The organism is Mesorhizobium shangrilense (assembly GCF_028826155.1).
Lineage (GTDB): Bacteria > Pseudomonadota > Alphaproteobacteria > Rhizobiales > Rhizobiaceae > Arvimicrobium > Arvimicrobium flavum.
This window is the reverse complement of sequence record NZ_JAQGPN010000001.1, coordinates 3,380,187-3,399,491: the sequence shown is the minus strand read 5'-3', so window position 1 is coordinate 3,399,491 and position 19,305 is coordinate 3,380,187. Positions and strand designations below refer to the sequence as shown.

General features: G+C 63.6%; 14 protein-coding genes and 1 tRNA gene. 10 read left to right on the top strand and 5 right to left on the bottom strand.

What is annotated here, in order from left to right:
* Window positions 1-71 precede the first annotated feature (71 nt).
* Both PD284_RS16385 and xth read right to left on the bottom strand, forming a co-directional pair.
* Window positions 72-926, bottom strand: a complete 855-nt coding sequence (locus PD284_RS16385) for a class I SAM-dependent methyltransferase (RefSeq protein WP_274629237.1) — start codon at window positions 924-926, stop codon at window positions 72-74.
* 28 nt (window positions 927-954) lie between these two features.
* Window positions 955-1,932, bottom strand: coding sequence for an exodeoxyribonuclease III (gene xth, locus PD284_RS16380; protein WP_274629236.1), 978 nt, complete (start codon window positions 1,930-1,932; stop codon window positions 955-957).
* 306 nt (window positions 1,933-2,238) lie between these two features.
* Here xth and PD284_RS16375 point away from each other — a divergent pair.
* The 9 genes from PD284_RS16375 to rpoC all read left to right on the top strand — a co-directional run bounded on the left by PD284_RS16375 (window position 2,239) and on the right by rpoC (window position 14,702).
* Window positions 2,239-2,314, top strand: a tRNA-Trp gene (locus PD284_RS16375).
* Window positions 2,315-2,613: 299 nt separating this feature from the next.
* On the top strand, window positions 2,614-2,817 hold the full coding sequence (secE, locus tag PD284_RS16370) for a preprotein translocase subunit SecE (RefSeq protein ID WP_274629235.1): 204 nt from the start codon (window positions 2,614-2,616) through the stop codon (window positions 2,815-2,817).
* Window positions 2,818-2,844: 27 nt separating this feature from the next.
* A complete protein-coding gene (nusG, locus tag PD284_RS16365; RefSeq protein ID WP_274629234.1) occupies window positions 2,845-3,378 on the top strand; it encodes a transcription termination/antitermination protein NusG in 534 nt (177 codons plus the stop codon).
* A gap of 150 nt (window positions 3,379-3,528) precedes the next feature.
* Complete coding sequence (rplK, locus tag PD284_RS16360) at window positions 3,529-3,957, top strand: 50S ribosomal protein L11 (RefSeq protein WP_274629233.1); 429 nt, start codon at window positions 3,529-3,531, stop codon at window positions 3,955-3,957.
* A gap of 4 nt (window positions 3,958-3,961) precedes the next feature.
* Window positions 3,962-4,663, top strand: a complete 702-nt coding sequence (rplA, locus tag PD284_RS16355) for a 50S ribosomal protein L1 (RefSeq protein WP_274629232.1) — start codon at window positions 3,962-3,964, stop codon at window positions 4,661-4,663.
* 369 nt (window positions 4,664-5,032) lie between these two features.
* Window positions 5,033-5,551, top strand: coding sequence for a 50S ribosomal protein L10 (rplJ, locus tag PD284_RS16350; protein WP_274629231.1), 519 nt, complete (start codon window positions 5,033-5,035; stop codon window positions 5,549-5,551).
* A 51-nt stretch (window positions 5,552-5,602) separates the two neighbouring features.
* Window positions 5,603-5,980, top strand: a complete 378-nt coding sequence (gene rplL / locus PD284_RS16345; protein ID WP_274629230.1) for a 50S ribosomal protein L7/L12 — start codon at window positions 5,603-5,605, stop codon at window positions 5,978-5,980.
* A gap of 245 nt (window positions 5,981-6,225) precedes the next feature.
* A complete protein-coding gene (gene rpoB, locus PD284_RS16340; protein ID WP_274629229.1) occupies window positions 6,226-10,362 on the top strand; it encodes a DNA-directed RNA polymerase subunit beta in 4,137 nt (1,378 codons plus the stop codon).
* Between the two features lie 140 nt (window positions 10,363-10,502).
* Entirely contained in the window at window positions 10,503-14,702 is a 4,200-nt protein-coding gene (gene rpoC / locus PD284_RS16335) for a DNA-directed RNA polymerase subunit beta' (protein ID WP_274629228.1), read from the top strand.
* A gap of 94 nt (window positions 14,703-14,796) precedes the next feature.
* Here the strand turns inward: rpoC and PD284_RS16330 are convergent, their stop codons facing one another.
* Window positions 14,797-15,729, bottom strand: a complete 933-nt coding sequence (locus tag PD284_RS16330) for a Gfo/Idh/MocA family protein (RefSeq protein WP_274629227.1) — start codon at window positions 15,727-15,729, stop codon at window positions 14,797-14,799.
* A gap of 242 nt (window positions 15,730-15,971) precedes the next feature.
* Between PD284_RS16330 and PD284_RS16325 the strand changes: the two genes are divergently transcribed.
* The gene (locus PD284_RS16325) at window positions 15,972-16,739 is read left to right on the top strand and encodes a phosphodiester glycosidase family protein (RefSeq protein ID WP_411956223.1); all 768 of its coding nucleotides are present in this window, start codon (window positions 15,972-15,974) and stop codon (window positions 16,737-16,739) included.
* Window positions 16,740-16,842: 103 nt separating this feature from the next.
* Here the strand turns inward: PD284_RS16325 and PD284_RS16320 are convergent, their stop codons facing one another.
* Both PD284_RS16320 and purL read right to left on the bottom strand, forming a co-directional pair.
* On the bottom strand, window positions 16,843-17,076 hold the full coding sequence (locus PD284_RS16320) for a BolA family transcriptional regulator (RefSeq protein ID WP_274629225.1): 234 nt from the start codon (window positions 17,074-17,076) through the stop codon (window positions 16,843-16,845).
* On the bottom strand, window positions 17,076-19,301 hold the full coding sequence (purL, locus tag PD284_RS16315) for a phosphoribosylformylglycinamidine synthase subunit PurL (protein WP_274629224.1): 2,226 nt from the start codon (window positions 19,299-19,301) through the stop codon (window positions 17,076-17,078). The genes PD284_RS16320 and purL overlap by 1 nt, the downstream gene beginning before the upstream one ends.
* Window positions 19,302-19,305 lie beyond the last annotated feature (4 nt).

Sequence of the window (19,305 nt, the reverse complement as noted above, 5' to 3'; positions counted from 1 at the left end):
GAAGACTGCTTTCCGCCATCAGCAGGCCCCATCGGCCGGAGCGGCAGGCAGCGCCATCGCAGTGCGGTCGGTCAGTCGTCGACCTTGCGGAAGACGACATTGATGTACTCGCCGTCCCGAATCTCGTCGACAACGGCAAAACCGGTGCGCTTGGCGAGCACGTCGGCGGATCGGCCGGTCAGAAACAGGGTGTGAAACCGCGTGAAGGTATAGTTCTTGTCGTAGCAGGGTGAGGAGTGCGCCATGACACCGCCCGCCTTCAACAGGCCATGGAAATCCCTGAAGACCGCCACCGGGTCGCGAAAATGCTCGATGACGTTGTTTGAGAATATGCCGTCGAAGCGTCCGCTTATCTCGGCGCGCGAGCGGACGACATGGTTTCCTGACGTCGGCGCGCTCGGCTCGTAACCCCAGACATCGAACCCCCGTTCGCGCAGGGTGGAGACGGTCTTGCTCCAGATGCCGCCGCAACCCCAGTCGAGATAGAGCCCGTCCTGCCTGGGCGTCAGGGAATTGAAGGTGCGGATCTCATTCGGGGTCGAATCGGATTCCGAGTAGTAGGAGTAGAGGAACCGATAGTCGGCATCGACCGCCGCGTCGGATAGGTCCAGGTATTTCTTGGTTCCGAAGATGCAGCCGCAGGCGGGACATTCGTAGCGTTCGAGCGCGCCGCCGCCGAACACGCAATTGTCGTGGTGCAGGCCATAGCCGCTGCGCCGGTCCGTGTGGCCGCAGACGATGCAAGTCAGTTCTGCCTCGGCGAGGATAGGCTCGTATTTCTCGTCGATGACTCTCCAAAGATGGCGGGCGTACTCGACCGCGGCGTCGAGTTGCTCTTGCGCGAGGCCGCCCGGGACGCCGGCGCCGTCGCGAGACGCTTCGGTTGTGGTCGGGGTGCGGCCGAAGAGGCGATCTAGGAGTGACATGGCTCCGTCTCGATCAGGGTTGTGGTCGTCAGGCTGCCGGCGCCGAAAGCGCCAGGTCGATGGCCACCGGCACATGGTCCGACGGCTTTTCCCAGGCGCGGACGTGCTTTTCGATCGAAGCGGACGTCAGTCGGTTCGCCGCTTCTGGCGACAGCATCAGATGGTCGATGCGGATGCCGTTGTTCTTCTGCCACGCGCCTGCCTGGTAATCCCAGAACGTGAATGTGTCGCCGGCGTCGGTAACATTGCGAATCGCGTCCGTGAAACCCAGCGCGGCGAGCCGTCGGAATGACTGGCGGGTCACGGGCTGGAAGAGGGCGTCATTCACCCACTGCTGCGGGTACTTGGCGTCGACCGACTCGGGGATCACGTTGTAGTCGCCCGCCAGTACAAGGGGCTCTTCGAGATCGAGGCGAGACTCCGCCCAGCGCTCCAGCCGTTCCATCCACTTCAGCTTGTATCCGAACTTGCGCTCCTCGGTGATCGGGTTGCCGTTCGGCAGATAGAGCGAGACCACGCGCAGCGCGCCCTGGTCGGTGGAGAACACACCTTCGATGAAGCGCGCATGTTCGTCCTCGTCGTCGCCGGGCAGCCGGCGATTGACCTCGTCGAACTTCAGCTTGGAAAGAATCGCGACGCCATTGAAACCCTTCTGGCCGTGCGTTTCGACGTTGTAACCGAGCGCCTCGATTTCGGCGCGGGGGAACTGCTCGTCGACGGTCTTGATTTCCTGGAGGCAGGCGATGTCGGGCTGACTTTCCTGCAGCCAGTGGAGCAGATTGCCAATGCGGGCGCGCACTCCATTGATATTCCAGGTGGCGATCTTCATCGAAAACTCTTTCAAACTATGCGTGATGGAGAAAACCGCGGCGGACAACGATCCTTCCACACCCCGGAATTGTCGGAGGAAGGGGCTCTCGTCATGTCCGAGAGCCACGCAATTAAATGGAACCGACCCCGCACCGTCAACCGTGCAGCCCGGCATGTTCCCGTTCTTGTCGGCCATCCTGACATTGCGGGCCGCAACACGAACGAATCGGGCGACTTTCCTCCGATCATATCGGTGTCGAGGCGTCAGGCATTGGCCCGAATCGCAATCGGCGTCCGGCAGGGGCCAACGTCGTGGAGAACCGGTCCTCTCGGGGAAGGCGCCTGCGAGGCCGCCTCCGACGGCGCCGCGCAGCAGGCTGGATCGCCGTGATGGCGAGATACTGCATTTACGATCGCGCGACTGAGCGATCGACAGAGATTCCGACTTGAAGCGGCGGCAAAGACCCGTTAAAGCACGCTCGCGTCGGCAAGCCGGCGGACTAGGGGTATAGCTCAGTTGGTAGAGCGGCGGTCTCCAAAACCGCAGGTCGCGGGTTCGAGCCCTGCTGCCCCTGCCAGCCAGGCCTCGAGCCTGGGAATCATATGAGACAGCCGTTGTCGGGACGATTGGATGGTTCCGAACCGGTGCGTTTGCGTGAAACGGAGCTCGGCACTTGCATGTGGCGAGAATCGGCTTTATGTAGGCGCGACGGACACGCGGCGCGTGGAGCTGAGGGATCAGCTTGACGCGCCCAAATCGCATGGCGGAACGAAGCGCAAGTCGCGTGTAGTTTCGTCGAGATGGTGGGGCTTCACGCCTTCATCGGAAGACTGAGAAGGCCTGGCATCAACGGGTCCTCGCGAGACAGAGCGGCAGATGGCATCGAAGACCACGAACCCTTTCACGTTCTTGCAGCAGGTAAGGCAGGAGACTGCAAAGGTGACGTGGCCATCCCGGCGCGAGACCATGATCTCGACGGCTATGGTCCTGGCCTTTGCTGCGCTTGCTATGATCTTCTTCTTTGCTGCCGATCAGCTGATGGCATTTGGCGTTGAGCTGATCCTCGGCATTGGGCGCTAACACCGGTCCTACGGAGACATTATCGATATGACTGCCCGGTGGTACATCGTCCACGCCTATTCGAATTTCGAAAAGAAGGTCGCGGAGGACATCGAAAACAAGGCGCGCCAGAAGGGTCTGAGCGATCAGATCGAGCAGATCGTGGTGCCGACCGAGAAGGTTGTCGAGATCCGTCGCGGCAAGAAGGTCGATGCCGAGCGCAAGTTCTTTCCTGGCTATGTGCTGCTCAAGGCCAATCTGACCGACGAGATCTTCTCTCTGGTGAAGAATACGCCGCGCGTGACGGGCTTCCTCGGTGGCGACAAGGCCAAGCCTGTGCCGATCACGGAATCGGAGGCGCAGCGCATCCTCAATCAGGTGCAGGAAGGCGTCGAGCGGCCGAAGCCCTCGATCACCTTCGAGATCGGTGAGCAGGTGCGCGTATCCGATGGGCCGTTCGCCTCGTTCAATGGCTTCGTTCAGGAAGTCGACGAGGAGCGTGCGCGCCTCAAGGTGGAGGTTTCGATCTTCGGGCGCGCGGTGCCCGTCGATCTGGAATTCGGTCAGGTCGAAAAGGGCTGATCGAAGCCTGGCCGGATTTCCGGCCAGCGGGCGAGGGCGAGTTGTCTTCGTCGAAGTGGTGGGAGGTGAGGTTGGCTTAGCCGGCCATTCGAACCGTACCACCGAACTGCAACCGCCGGACATCCGGCATCAGAAAAGGCAGACAAAGAGATGGCTAAGAAAGTAGCCGGCCAGCTCAAGCTCCAGGTCGCTGCGGGCTCCGCGACTCCGTCGCCCCCGATCGGTCCTGCGCTTGGTCAGCGCGGCATCAACATCATGGAATTCTGCAAGGCGTTCAACGCTCAGACGCAGGAACTGGAGAAGGGTTCGCCCATCCCGGTGGTGATCACCTACTATCAGGACAAGTCCTTCACCTTCGTCATGAAGACGCCGCCGGTGACGTACTTCCTGAAGAAGGCCGCCAATCTGAAGTCGGGCTCCAAGGAGCCGGGCAAGGCGAAGGCAGGGCAGATCAGCCGCGACAAGGTGCGCGAGATCGCCGAAGCCAAGATGAAGGATCTGAACGCAAACGACGTCGAGGCGGCCATGCGCATGGTCGAGGGCTCCGCCCGCTCGATGGGCCTCGAAGTGGTGGGCTGAGACGATGGCAAAGATCGCAAAGCGTGTAGCCAAGTCCCGTGAGGGCATCGACCGCAACAAAGCCTACTCGCTCGACGAGGCGGTGAAGCTGCTCAAGGATCGTGCGTCGGCGAAATTCGACGAGACCTTCGAGGTCGCGATGAATCTCGGCGTCGATCCGCGCCATGCCGACCAGATGGTCCGCGGCGTCGTCAATCTGCCGAACGGCACGGGTCGCACCGTGCGCGTCGCCGTGTTCGCGAAGGGCGCGAAGGCGGATGAGGCGAAGGCTGCCGGCGCGGATATCGTTGGCGCCGAAGACCTGGTCCAGATCGTCCAGGGCGGCACCATCGATTTCGATCGCTGTATCGCGACCCCCGACATGATGGCCCTCGTCGGTCGCCTCGGTAAGGTGCTCGGCCCGCGCGGCATGATGCCGAACCCGAAGGTCGGCACCGTCACGATGGACGTCGCAGGCGCCGTCAAGGCGTCGAAGGGCGGCGCAGTGGAGTTCCGCGTCGAGAAGGCTGGTATCGTGCATGGCGGCGTCGGCAAGGCGTCGTTCGATGCCGAGGCGCTCGCCCAGAACATCCGCGCCTTCGCCGATGCGGTGACCAAGGCCAAGCCGACCGGCGCCAAGGGCAACTACGTCAAGAAGGTGTCGCTGTCGACAACGATGGGTCCCGGCCTGAAGCTCGATCCGTCGAGCCTCGCGCCCGCGTCCTGATGAATGGGGCGCCGGTCGTGATTGCCGGCGCCATGAAGAATTCCGGATCCCGGGAGATCGGGATCCGGAACCGGAGGCGAAAGCTTCCGGACATCCTGTCCGAGATTGCAGGCGGCCGAGCCCCGCTCGACCTTAATCATCTGGCCTGCATGAGACGGGTGAAGACCCGACAAAGGAGCGAATGCTCCGATGAAAGGTTCGAACCGTGTGTGCCTTTTGTCCGCACGCCGTCTGGCAACAGTCGGCGCAACGAAAGGGGACAGGATCCTCGAGCGTCGTACGGGCTCCTCCTTGAGGTGTTCCGTGCGGCAAAAGGCAACCCGATCTCCGTCTCGAGAAGTCCGAGCGGAGGTCAACTGGAGATAGGCAGTGGATAGAGCGGAAAAACGCGAGCTCGTCACGAACCTGAACGACGCTTTCAAGAGCGCCGGCTCGGTCGTCGTGGCCCACTATGCCGGTATCACCGTTGCGCAGATGAACGATCTTCGTACGAAGATGCGTGCTGCCGGCGGCACCGTCAAAGTCGCGAAGAACCGTCTCGCCAAGATCGCTCTTCAGGGCACGGAATCCGAGAACATCGTCGATCTGTTCACTGGACAGACGTTGATCGCTTACTCGGAGGATCCGGTTGCGGCGCCGAAGGTCGCGTCCGATTTCGCCAAGGGGAATGACAAGTTGATCATTCTCGGTGGCGCGATGGGCTCGACCGCTCTCGATGCCGACGGAGTCAAGGCTTTGGCCACGCTCCCGTCGCTCGACGAGCTGCGCGCCAAGCTGGTCGGCATGGTTCAGACGCCGGCAACCCGGATCGCCGCAGTCGTCCAGGCACCTGCAGGCCAGTTGGCCCGCGTGTTTGGCGCCTATGCCCGGAAGGACGAGGCGGCATGAGGCCGTTCCTCGCTGTCAAGCAATACACGTGTTCGAACAAGGAAAACCAAAATGGCTGATCTCAGCAAGATCGTAGAAGACCTCTCCGCTCTGACCGTCCTCGAGGCGGCCGAGCTGTCGAAGCTGCTGGAAGAGAAGTGGGGCGTGTCCGCCGCTGCTCCGGTGGCTGTCGCTGCTGCCGGTGGCGCTGCTGCCGCCGCTGCGCCGGTTGAAGAGAAGACCGAGTTCGACGTCATTCTCGCCGCCGCTGGCGACAAGAAGATCGAAGTCATCAAGGAAGTCCGCGCCATCACCGGTCTCGGCCTCAAGGAAGCCAAGGACCTGGTCGAAGGCGCTCCGAAGCCGGTCAAGGAAGGCGTCAACAAGGCCGAGGCCGACAAGATCAAGGAACAGCTTGAGAAGGCTGGCGCCAAGGTCGAGCTGAAGTAACACGGGTACCTGACGGGCGGCGCCACTGCCGCCCGTCAGCCTCGCCTGGCGGGGCGCCCGTGCGTCGGGGAAATGCTGGAGAACCTCTTTCCTGAACGCCGGATCCGGCTTTCAGGAAACGGGTTTTCAGCCGTTTTGGAATTGCCGCCCGAGGGCGGAGGCATAAGAAGGGCCGCTGTCGGCGGTCGAGAATTGCAAGGCGGGTCCGGCGGGGCCCTCCCCAAGAGGATAGCCAAGGAGCGACGATGGCCCAGACACAGACTTTCAATGGCCGCAGACGCGTACGCAAGTTCTTCGGGAAGATCCCCGAAGTTGCGGAGATGCCGAATCTGATCGAGGTCCAGAAGGCGTCCTATGATCAGTTCCTCATGGTGGACGAGCCCAAGGGCGGCCGTCCCGACGAGGGCCTGCAGGCTGTTTTCAAGTCGGTCTTCCCGATTTCCGATTTCTCCGGCTCGTCGATGCTCGAGTTCGTCAAGTACGAGTTCGAGGCGCCGAAGTTCGACGTCGACGAATGCCGCCAGCGCGACCTTACCTTCGCCGCGCCGCTCAAGGTGACGCTGCGCCTGATCGTGTTCGATGTCGATGAGGACACCGGCTCGAAGTCGATCAAGGACATCAAGGAGCAGGACGTCTACATGGGCGACATGCCTCTGATGACGTCGAACGGCACCTTCATCATCAACGGCACCGAGCGCGTCATCGTCTCGCAGATGCACCGTTCGCCGGGCGTCTTCTTCGACCATGACAAGGGCAAGTCCCACTCGTCGGGCAAGCTGCTGTTTGCCGCCCGCGTCATCCCCTATCGCGGCTCCTGGCTCGACATCGAGTTCGATTCCAAGGACGTCGTGCACGCGCGCATCGACCGTCGCCGCAAGATCCCGGCCACGAGCCTTCTGATGGCGCTCGGCATGGACGGCGAGGAGATCCTGTCCACGTTCTACAACAAGATCACCTACACGAAGTCCGGCGACCACTGGCGCATCCCGTTCTCCGTGGAGCGCTTCAAGGGCCTGAAGGCGGTCAACGACCTGGTTGACGCGGACACCGGCGAGATCGTCGTCGAGCAGGGCAAGAAGATCACCGCGCGCCAGGCCAAGCAGCTGGCCGACAAGGGCCTGAAGGCGATCAAGGCGACCGAGGACGATCTGTTCGGCTCCTATCTCGCTGAGGACATCGTCAACTACGCGACCGGCGAGATCTATCTCGAGGCCGGCGACGAGATCGACGAGAAGACCCTTAAGGTGCTGATCGAGGCCGGTGAGGAGGAGATCGAGATCCTCGACATCGACCATGTAAACGTCGGCGCCTACATCCGCAATACGCTCGCCGTCGACAAGAACGAGAGCCGTCAGGACGCGCTGTTCGACATCTACCGTGTCATGCGCCCCGGCGAGCCGCCGACGCTGGAGACGGCCGAGGCGATGTTCAATTCGCTCTTCTTCGATGCCGAGCGCTATGACCTTTCTGCGGTCGGCCGCGTCAAGATGAACATGCGCCTCGAACTCGACGCCGAGGACACCGTGCGCGTGCTGCGCAAGGAGGACATCCTTGCCGTGGTCAGGACGCTCGTCGAGCTGCGCGACGGGAAGGGCGAGATCGACGACATCGACAATCTCGGCAACCGCCGCGTGCGCTCGGTCGGCGAGCTGATGGAGAACCAGTACCGCGTCGGTCTGCTGCGCATGGAGCGCGCGATCAAGGAGCGCATGTCCTCGATCGAGATCGACACGGTCATGCCGCAGGACCTGATCAACGCCAAGCCGGCCGCCGCCGCAGTGCGTGAGTTCTTCGGTTCCTCGCAGCTGTCGCAGTTCATGGACCAGACCAACCCGCTCTCCGAGATCACGCACAAGCGTCGTCTCTCGGCGCTCGGGCCAGGCGGTCTGACCCGCGAGCGCGCTGGCTTCGAGGTGCGCGACGTTCACCCGACCCACTACGGCCGTATCTGCCCGATTGAGACGCCGGAAGGCCCGAATATCGGTCTTATCAACAGCCTGGCGACGTTTGCTCGCGTGAACAAGTATGGCTTCATCGAGAGCCCGTACCGTAAGATCGTCGACGGCAAGCTGACCAATGACGTGGTCTACCTCTCCGCCATGGAAGAGGCCAAGCACTTCGTTGCGCAGGCCAACGCCGAACTGGACGCGGAAGGGCACTTCGTCGACGAATTCGTCATCTGCCGCAACGCCGGCGAGGTGATGATGACGCCGCGCGAGAACGTCGACCTGATGGACGTGTCGCCGAAGCAGATGGTGTCGGTCGCCGCGGCGCTGATCCCGTTCCTGGAAAACGACGACGCCAACCGCGCCCTCATGGGTTCGAACATGCAGCGTCAGGCCGTGCCGCTGGTGCGCGCCGAAGCGCCGTTCGTCGGCACCGGCATGGAGCCGATCGTCGCCCGTGACTCCGGCGCCGCCATCGGCGCTCGCCGCGGCGGCATCGTCGACCAGGTTGACGCGACGCGTATCGTCATTCGCGCGACGGAAGACCTCGAGGCCGGCAAGTCCGGCGTCGACATCTACCGTCTGATGAAGTTCCAGCGCTCGAACCAGAACACCTGCATCAACCAGCGTCCGCTGGTGAAGATGGGCGACCGGATCGAGAAGGGCGACATCATCGCGGACGGTCCTTCGACCGATCTCGGCGATCTGGCGCTGGGCCGCAACGTGCTCGTCGCGTTCATGCCGTGGAACGGCTACAACTACGAGGACTCCATCCTTCTGTCGGAGCGCATCGTCGCCGATGACGTCTTCACCTCGATCCACATCGAGGAGTTCGAGGTCATGGCCCGCGACACCAAGCTCGGGCCGGAGGAGATCACGCGCGACATTCCGAACGTTTCGGAAGAGGCGCTGAAGAACCTCGACGAAGCCGGCATCGTCTACATCGGCGCGGAAGTGCAGCCGGGCGACATCCTGGTCGGCAAGATCACGCCCAAGGGCGAGAGCCCGATGACGCCGGAGGAAAAGCTCCTGCGCGCCATCTTCGGCGAGAAGGCTTCCGACGTCCGCGACACGTCCATGCGGATGCCTCCGGGCACCTTTGGCACGGTCGTCGAAGTGCGCGTCTTCAACCGCCACGGCGTGGAGAAGGACGAACGCGCCATGGCAATCGAGCGCGAGGAGATCGAGCGTCTCGCCAAGGACCGCGACGACGAGCAGGCGATCCTCGACCGCAACGTCTACAGCCGTCTTTCCGACATGCTCGCAGCCCAGGAAGCGATTGCCGGGCCGAAGGGCTTCAAGAAGGGCACCACGCTCTCCAAGGAGCTGCTGGCCGACTATCCGCGGTCGCAGTGGTGGCAGTTCGCCGTCGAGTCCGAGAAGCTTCAGAGCGAGCTGGAGGCTCTGCGCGGCCAGTACGACGAGTCCAAGAAGGCGCTCGAGCAGCGCTTCATGGACAAGGTCGAGAAGGTGCAGCGCGGCGACGAAATGCCTCCGGGCGTCATGAAGATGGTCAAGGTCTTCGTGGCCGTGAAGCGCAAGATGCAGCCGGGCGACAAGATGGCCGGCCGTCACGGCAACAAGGGCGTCGTGTCGCGCATCGTACCGGTCGAGGACATGCCGTTCCTCGAGGACGGCACGCATGCCGACATCGTGCTCAACCCGCTGGGCGTGCCGAGCCGCATGAACGTCGGCCAGATCCTGGAGACGCATCTGGGATGGGCCTGCGCCGGCATGGGCAGGAAGATCGGCGACTTGATCGAGGCCTACAAGAAGAGCGGCGACATCAAGCCGCTGCGCAAGACCATCGAGGACATCATTCCGGCAAACGACCGGAACGAGCCGGTGCGCAATTACGACGACGACTCCATCGTTCGCCTCGGCGAGCAGATGAAGCGCGGCGTCTCGATCGCGACCCCGGTCTTCGACGGCGCGCACGAGGTCAACATCAACGAGATGCTTGAGCAGGCGGGTCTGCACTCGAGCGGTCAGTCGACGCTGTACGACGGCCGTACGGGCGAGCCGTTCGACCGCAAGGTGACGATGGGCTACATCTATATGCTCAAGCTTCACCACCTGGTGGACGACAAGATCCACGCCCGTTCGATCGGCCCGTACAGCCTCGTCACCCAGCAGCCGCTGGGCGGCAAGGCGCAGTTCGGCGGCCAGCGCTTCGGCGAGATGGAGGTCTGGGCTCTGGAAGCCTACGGCGCGGCCTACACGCTGCAGGAGATGCTGACGGTGAAGTCGGACGACGTGGCCGGCCGCACCAAGGTCTACGAGGCGATCGTGCGTGGCGACGACACCTTCGAGGCCGGCATCCCGGAGAGCTTCAACGTGCTGGTCAAGGAAATGCGTTCGCTCGGCCTCAACGTCGAACTGGAGAACACCAGGGTCGACGAGCAGCCGCAGCGGCTGCCGGATGCCGCCGAGTAGCAGCATCCCTCGACGGCCGCAGCGGCGGCCGTCGACTGAAGCCCGGCAGCGCCTTCCCAGCGCTGCCACGGCAACGCAAGGGCGGTGACGCCGCCTACTAGAATTTCAGGGGGTCACGAGGCCCCGCAAAGGAGAACGGCATGAACCAAGAGGTCATGAATCTCTTCAACAATCAGGCGCCGGCGCAGGTTTTCGATTCCATTCGGATCTCGCTGGCCAGCCCGGACAAGATCCTGTCCTGGTCGTTCGGCGAGATCAAGAAGCCGGAGACGATCAACTACCGCACGTTCAAGCCGGAACGTGACGGCCTGTTCTGCGCGCGCATCTTCGGTCCGATCAAGGACTACGAATGCCTGTGCGGCAAGTACAAGCGCATGAAGTACAAGGGCGTCATCTGCGAGAAGTGCGGCGTCGAGGTAACACTGTCGCGCGTGCGCCGCGAGCGCATGGGCCACATCGAACTGGCTGCGCCGGTCGCCCACATCTGGTTCCTCAAGTCGCTGCCGTCGCGTATCGGCACGCTGCTCGACATGACGCTCAAGGACATCGAGCGGGTTCTCTATTTCGAGAACTACATCGTCATGGAGAATGGCCTGACGGACCTCAAGCAGCATCAGCTTCTCTCCGAAGAGGAGTACATGCTCGCCGTCGACAACTTCGGCGAAGACGCCTTCACCGCCAAGATCGGCGCCGAGGCCATCCAGGAGCTTCTTGCCGGCATGGAGCTGGAGAAGATCGCGGGTGAGCTGCGCTCCGAACTCGCCTCCACGACGTCGGAGCTGAAGCAGAAGAAGCTGCTGAAGCGCCTGAAGGTCGTCGAGAACTTCATGGAATCCGGGAACCGTCCGGAGTGGATGATCCTCAACGTCATCCCGGTCATCCCGCCGGACCTGCGCCCGCTCGTCCCGCTGGACGGCGGCCGTTTCGCCACGTCCGACCTGAACGACCTCTACCGGCGCGTCATCAACCGCAACAACCGCCTCAAGCGGCTGAAGGAGCTGCGCGCGCCCGGCATCATCATCCGCAACGAGATGCGCATGCTGCAGGAGGCCGTCGACGCGCTGTTCGACAACGGCCGTCGCGGCCGTGTCATCACCGGCGCCAACAAGCGCCCGCTGAAGTCGCTGTCCGACATGCTGAAGGGCAAGCAGGGTCGCTTCCGCCAGAACCTGCTTGGCAAGCGCGTCGACTATTCCGGTCGTTCGGTCATCGTGACCGGTCCGGAGCTCAAGCTGCACCAGTGCGGCCTGCCGAAGAAGATGGCGCTCGAGCTGTTCAAGCCGTTCATCTACGCCCGCCTCGACGCGAAGGGTTTTTCCTCGACCGTCAAGCAGGCCAAGAAGCTGGTCGAGAAGGAGAAGCCGGAAGTCTGGGATATCCTGGACGAGGTCATCCGCGAGCACCCGGTCCTGCTCAACCGCGCGCCGACGCTGCACCGCCTGGGCATCCAGGCGTTTGAGCCGACCCTGATCGAAGGCAAGGCGATCCAGCTTCACCCGCTGGTCTGCACCGCCTTCAACGCGGACTTCGACGGCGACCAGATGGCCGTGCACGTCCCGCTGTCGCTCGAAGCGCAGCTGGAAGCGCGCGTGCTGATGATGTCGACCAACAACATCCTGCATCCGGCTTCCGGCGCGCCGATCATCGTGCCGTCGCAGGACATGGTTCTGGGTCTCTACTATCTGTCGATCGTCAACGAGAACGAGCCGGGCCAGGGCATGGCGTTTGCCGACATGGGCGAACTGCAGCATGCGCTTGAGACCAAGGCGGTGACGCTGCACGCCAAGATCAAGGGCCGCTTCAAGACTGTCGACAAGGACGGCAACGTCGTCTCGAAGATCTACGACACGACGCCCGGCCGCATGATCCTCGGCGAGCTGCTGCCGAAGAACCACAACGTCCCGTTCGAGACGGCCAACCAGGAGATGACGAAGAAGAACATCTCCAAGATGATCGATACGGTCTACCGCCACTGCGGCCAGAAGGAGACCGTAATCTTCTGCGATCGCATCATGGCGCTCGGCTTCAGCCACGCGTGCAAGGCCGGCATCTCGTTCGGCAAGGACGACATGCTGATCCCGGACACAAAGGAGAAGCTGGTTTCCGACACCGAGGCTTTGGCCAAGGAGTACGAGCAGCAGTACAATGACGGCCTGATCACGCAGGGCGAGAAGTACAACAAGGTCGTCGACGCCTGGGCCAAGTGCTCGGAGAAGGTCGCCGACGAGATGATGGGCCGCATCAAGGCGGTCGAGTTCGACAAGGCGACTGGCCGCCAGAAGCCGATGAACTCGATCTACATGATGAGCCACTCGGGCGCCCGCGGTTCTCCGACCCAGATGCGTCAGCTGGCCGGCATGCGCGGCCTGATGGCGAAGCCCTCTGGCGAGATCATCGAGACGCCGATCATCTCGAACTTCAAGGAAGGTCTGACCGTTCTGGAGTACTTCAACTCCACGCACGGCGCTCGCAAGGGCCTCGCCGATACTGCGTTGAAGACCGCGAACTCGGGCTATCTGACCCGCCGCCTTGTGGACGTGGCGCAGGACTGCATCGTCAATGCGGTCGACTGCGGCACCGACAAGGGCCTCACCATGCAGCCGATCGTCGACGCCGGCCAGGTCGTGGCATCGCTCGGTCAGCGTGTGCTGGGCCGCACCGCGCTCGACGACATCAACCACCCGCTCACCGGCGATCTGCTGGTCAAGGGCGGCAAGCTGATCGACGAGCGTGATGTCGACGTGATCGAGAAGGCGGGCATCCAGTCGGTGCGCATCCGCTCGGCGCTCACCTGCGAAGTGCGCGTCGGCGTCTGCGCGGTCTGCTACGGCCGTGACCTGGCTCGCGGCACCCCGGTCAACCAGGGTGAAGCGGTCGGCGTGATCGCGGCGCAGTCGATCGGCGAGCCGGGCACCCAGCTCACCATGCGTACCTTCCACATGGGCGGCACGGCGCAGGTCGTCGACCAGTCGTTCCTGGAAGCCTCGTATGAGGGCACGGTGCAGATCCGCAACCGCAACGTCGTCCGCAACTCGGACGGCCAGCTCGTGGTGATGGGCCGCAACATGGCGGTGCTGATCCTCGATGAGGCCGGCAAGGAGCGTGCGACGCACCGCGTCACCTACGGCAGCCGCGTCTATGTCGACGACGGCGACAAGGTGAAGCGCGGCCAGCGCATCGCCGAGTGGGACCCGTACACCCGTCCGATCCTCACCGAAATCGAGGGCCGGGTGGAGTTCGAGGATCTCGTCGACGGCATCTCCGTTCAGGAGACGGCCGACGAGTCGACCGGCATCACCAAGCGCGAGGTCATCGACTGGCGCTCGACGCCGCGTGGCGCGGACCTCAAGCCGGCGCTCACCGTGCTCGACTCCAAGGGCAAGGTCGGCAAGCTGTCGAAGGGCGGCGACGCCCGCTTCATGCTCTCGGTCGAGGCCATCCTTTCGGTCGAGCCGGGCGCTCACGTGAAGCCGGGTGACGTGCTGGCGCGTATCCCGATGGAAAGCGCCAAGACCAAGGACATCACCGGTGGTCTGCCGCGTGTTGCCGAGCTGTTCGAGGCTCGCCGTCCGAAGGATCACGCCGTCATCGCCGAGATCGACGGCACGGTCCGCTTCGGCCGCGACTACAAGAACAAGCGCCGCATCATCATCGAGCCGCACGACTCGACGCTGGAGCCGGTCGAATACCTGATCCCGAAGGGCAAGCCGTTCCATCTTCAGGACGGCGACGTCATCGAGAAGGGCGACTACGTGCTCGACGGCAACCCGGCGCCGCACGACATCCTGGCGATCAAGGGCGTGGAGGCGCTGGCTTCCTATCTCGTCAACGAGATCCAGGAAGTCTACCGCTTGCAGGGCGTGGTCATCAACGACAAGCACATCGAGGTGATCGTTCGCCAGATGCTGCAGAAGGTGGAGATCACGGAGCAGGGCGATTCCGTCTACATCCCGGGCGATCATGTCGACGTGATCGAACTGGACGAGGCGAATGAACGCCTGATCGAGGACGGCAAGAATCCTGCAGTCGGCCAGCCGGTGCTGCTCGGCATCACCAAGGCTTCGCTGCAGACGCCGTCCTTCATCTCCGCCGCGTCCTTCCAGGAAACCACCCGCGTCCTTACCGAGGCGGCCGTTGCCGGCAAGATGGACACGCTGCAGGGGCTCAAGGAGAACGTCATCGTCGGTCGCCTGATCCCGGCCGGCACTGGTGGCCAGATGAGCGCGATCCGCCGCATCGCCAAGTCGCGGGACGAACTGATCCTCGACGAGCGCCGCAAGACCTCCGGCGCCGAGGTGGCGGACGCCATGCTCACGGATATGTCGACCGCCGCGCAGTAGGCGCTGCGTTCATCGATATGCGAAGAAGCCGCCGGGGTGACCCGGCGGCTTTTTCATTGATTGCAAGAAGGGTTGCGGGACTTCGCCCCAGGCTTCAATCGTAGAACGCCTCGACCACGTTGCGCCTGGCCAGCATGAAGGCGTCCGCAACGTGCTGGAGCGGGGCGACATCGGCGTCCGAAACGCCGGCGCGCACGATCTCGGCAAAGCGCTCGTAGAGTGCAGGGTACTCGCGCTCCTGATCATCCTGGATGAGCTGGCCGTCGATCGAGAGCTGCGCGCCGCCGCCTGAGAGCACCATGCGTCCCGTGTCCGTATCGGCGGTGATGTCCCAGGTCTGCGGTCCCGTCTGCAGCCAGTCGATGTCCGCAGTCGCCGACAGGCCGCCGGCGCCGGCGAACTCAATGCGTGCGGCCACCGGCGCATCTCGGTTCGCGGGAAAGTCGAGAACAGCCTTGGTCACATGGAGCGGCGGCAGGATGTGCGTGACGATCGAAAGCGCATTGATGAAGGGGTCGAAGACGCCGAACCCGCCAGGCTCCCAGATCCATGCCTGGTTCGGATGCCAGCGCCGGACGTCTTCCTTCCAGACGATGGCCGCCGACCTCACCTTGGTTGCGGTGAGGAACCTGCGTGCCGCCTCCACCGCCGGCGCATATCGCGAGTGCCAGCTCGCAAACAGCGACACGCCCATGGTGTGCGCGAGTTCCTTCAGATCGTCGACTTCGCTCACGGTCGCGCCAGGCGGCTTTTCGAGGAAAACATGCTTGCCCGCGGCAAGCGCTTTCTGTGCCGGCTCGTAGCGCGCCTGCGGCGGCATGCACAGCGAGACCGCGTCGAGATTGGCGACATTTGCCAGCAATTCGTCAATGGACGAGAAATTGGGAATGCCGTCGATCCGACCGTGCCGGCTGGCTGCGGCGACGAGTTCGAAGTCACGATTCCGGGCCAAGGCCGGAATGTGTTGATCGCGGACGATCTTGCCGACGCCGACGATGCCCAGCCGGATGGGTGTACTGCCTGTCATTTCAGCTTTCCCTTCATCGTAGCCTCGCCGTGTTCGAAGAACCCCGCGCCGACCGGGTTTCCGCATGCGAGATGCAGCCGTCCTCTATCTCTCACCATCTCACCGCCGCCTCGTGTGAGGAAGGGGAGGGAGCGCTTTTGCTTTCCGTGCCGAAAGCACGTAACTCGGGCAGCGTCGTGCGCGCATCATGTTCCTGCGCAGGCGCGCTCGCGGGCAGTGGCTAGTTTCAGCAAATGAAATGGTTGGCAGGAGTCGTCGGCATCGCCATCGTAGCCGTGCTGGTCGTCTGGGGAGCTCTCGTTCTGCGCCTACGCATGGGACCGACCATGACTGCTGACAAGACACTGCCCGCATCCTGCCGCGAACTCGCGTTCGAAGCAGTCCTCTACGTCGTCTGCGAGGTCGATGCGGCCAGCCACGAGATCAGCCTCCACCACACGGATCGCGCCGGCAAGCCGTTTGGCAGCCTCGGCGCGCTGGCGCTGGAGGCGCCGTTCGACTTCGCCATGAACGCCGGCATGTATCACGAGGACACGTCGCCGGTCGGGCTCTATGTAGAGAACGGCGTCGAGCGCACGCCGCTCAACAGAAGCGATGGCTTCGGCAATTTCTTCATGAAGCCGAATGGGGTGTTCTTTGTCGACCGGCAGGGAAGGGCGGGCGTCGAGGAGACAGAGGCATTCGCCGCTGCGGGAGACGATGTCTGGATGGCGACACAGTCCGGGCCGATGCTGGTCATCGACGGAAGCATTCATCCACGCTTCGAGCCGAACGGCTCCTCACGCTACATTCGCAATGGCGTCGGCGTGAGCGAGTCCAAGACCGTGGTATTCGCCATTTCACGCGAGCCGGTCAGCCTGGGGAGCTTTGCGCGGCTGTTCCGCGACGGCCTGGGCTGCCCGAATGCGCTGTTCTTCGACGGCGCAATCTCGGCGCTGCACGACGGTCAGCAATATGTGGAGGGCGGCGGCTTTCCGACCGGGCCCATGGTGGCGGTGAGGGGAAGGTGAGGGCGAGACCTTCTGCCCTTGAGAGGTGAGGGTAGTCTACGAGCCAGCGACGCGATCTCTGCGCGTCAGCCGGCAAGAAGAAAGAGTCCGACAGAAGAGGGGGCTATTCCGGGACGCTGGTCTGCAGCGCCAGCGCATGCAGCACGCCGCCCATGTTGCCCTGGAGCGCGTTGTAGACCATCTGGTGCTGCTGGACGCGCGACTTGCCCCTAAAACTCTCGGCTACGACTTCGGCCGCGTAGTGATCGCCGTCGCCGGCAAGATCGCGGATCGTGACCTTGGCATCCGGGATGCCTTCCTTGATCATGCGTTCGATCTCGCGCGCGTCCATAGCCATCACACAAACTCCGTTTCCATGAACCGCGGGAACCATGATTCATGGGCTGCCTTGAGGTCCGAAACAGCTATCCCACGGGCGTTCCCGAGTTTCAACTCGGCCCCGCCGGTGGTGCCGATCCAGGGGGCGAAGATCCCTGCGTCCTTCATGCGCGTGTTGAAGAACCAATCCAGCCTGTCGCGCGGCATGGTCACGAGATAGCGGCCCTGGTCTTCGCCGAAGAAGACCGGGATCGGGTCCGTGTTCTCCAGGGCGCTGATGGTTGCACCGATGCCTGAAGCCATCGCCATCTCCGCCAATGCGACGGCGAGGCCGCCGTCCGACAGGTCGTGGACAGCCGTCACGACGCCTTCCTCGATCAGACCCCGCACAAGCACGCCGGCGGCTTTCTCATGCGACAGGTCGACTGGCGGAGGCGGGCCGTCCGCGCGCCCGTGGATGTCGCGCAGATAGACCGACTGGCCGAGGTGGGTTCCCCAGGCGGCCGGTGCGCCGATCAGAAGGATCGCCTCGTCCTCGTCGGCGAATGCGATGCGCGCCATCTTCGACCAGTCGGCGACGAGGCCGACGCCGCCGATCGTCGGGGTGGGCAGGATGCCCTGGCCATTGGTTTCGTTGTAGAGCGAAACGTTGCCCGAGACGATCGGGAAATCGAGTGCGCGGCAGGCCTCGCCGATGCCTTTGATGGCATGGACCAACTGGCCCATGATCTCCGGGCGCTCTGGGTTGCCGAAATTGAGGTTGTCGGTTGCGGCCAGCGGCAGCGCGCCGGTTGCCGTCAGGTTGCGCCAGCATTCCGCGACTGCCTGCTTGCCACCCTCATAGGGATCGGCCTCGCAGTAGCGCGGCGTGACGTCGGACGAGAAGGCGAGCGCCTTGGCCGGGTGGCCCTCGACCCGCACGACCCCGGCGTCGCCGCCCGGGAGTTGCAGCGAGTTGCCCTGGATCAGCGTGTCGTACTGCTCCCACACCCAGCGGCGGCTGGAACCGTTCGGAGAGTTCAGGAGCTTGAGCAGGGAATCGGCGACGTCGGCCTGGGGAACGTCGTTAGCCGCCAAAGCGGCCGGCTTCTTCGGCTCAGTCCACGGGCGGTCATATTCCGGCGCCTTGTCGCCAAGATCCTTGATCGGCAGGTCGGCGACCTGATCGCCCTGATGCAGGATGCGGAAGCGCAGGTCGTCCGTGGTCCGGCCCACGATGGCAAAGTCGAGGCCCCACTTGCGGAAGATCGCTTCGGCTTCCTCTTCCTTTTCTGGCCGCAGCACCATGAGCATCCGCTCCTGGCTTTCCGACAGCATCATCTCATAGGCGCTCATGCGCTCCTCGCGCACGGGCACGTGGTCGAGATCGAGCTCGATGCCGAGGTCGCCCTTGGCGCCCATCTCGACTGCCGAGCAGGTAAGGCCCGCAGCGCCCATGTCCTGGATGGCAATGACCGCACCGGATGCCATCAGCTCGAGGCAGGCCTCCAGCAGGCATTTTTCGGTGAAGGGGTCGCCGACCTGGACGGTCGGGCGCTTCTCCTCGATGTTGTCGTCGAACTCGGCCGAAGCCATGGTCGCGCCGCCGACGCCGTCGCGCCCGGTCTTGGCGCCGAGGTAGACGACCGGCAGGCCGACGCCCTCGGCCTTGGAGTAGAAGATCGCGTCGGTCTTCGCGAGGCCCGCGGCGAAGGCGTTGACCAGGCAGTTGCCGTTGTAGCGGGCATCGAAGTTGACCTCGCCCCCGACCGTCGGCACGCCGAAGGAGTTGCCATAGCCGCCGACGCCGGCAACCACGCCCGCAACCAGATGCCGGGTCTTGGGATGGTCGGGCTCGCCGAAGCGCAGCGCATTCATCGCCGCGACGGGCCGCGCGCCCATGGTGAAGACGTCGCGCAGGATGCCGCCGACGCCGGTCGCCGCGCCCTGGTAGGGCTCGATGTAGGAGGGGTGGTTGTGGCTCTCCATCTTGAAGACGACGCAGTCGCCGTCGCCGATGTCGACCACCCCGGCGTTCTCGCCCGGGCCCTGGATGACCTGCGGGCCGCTGGTCGGCAAGGTGCGCAGCCATTTCTTGGAGGATTTGTACGAGCAGTGCTCGTTCCACATGGCTGAGAAGATGCCGAGTTCCGTGAACGTCGGCTCGCGGCCGATCAGGTCGAGGATGCGCTGATACTCGTCTGGTTTCAGGCCATGGGCCTTGACCAGTTCGTCGGTGATCTTCACGTCGTTGGGGATCGTCATCGTC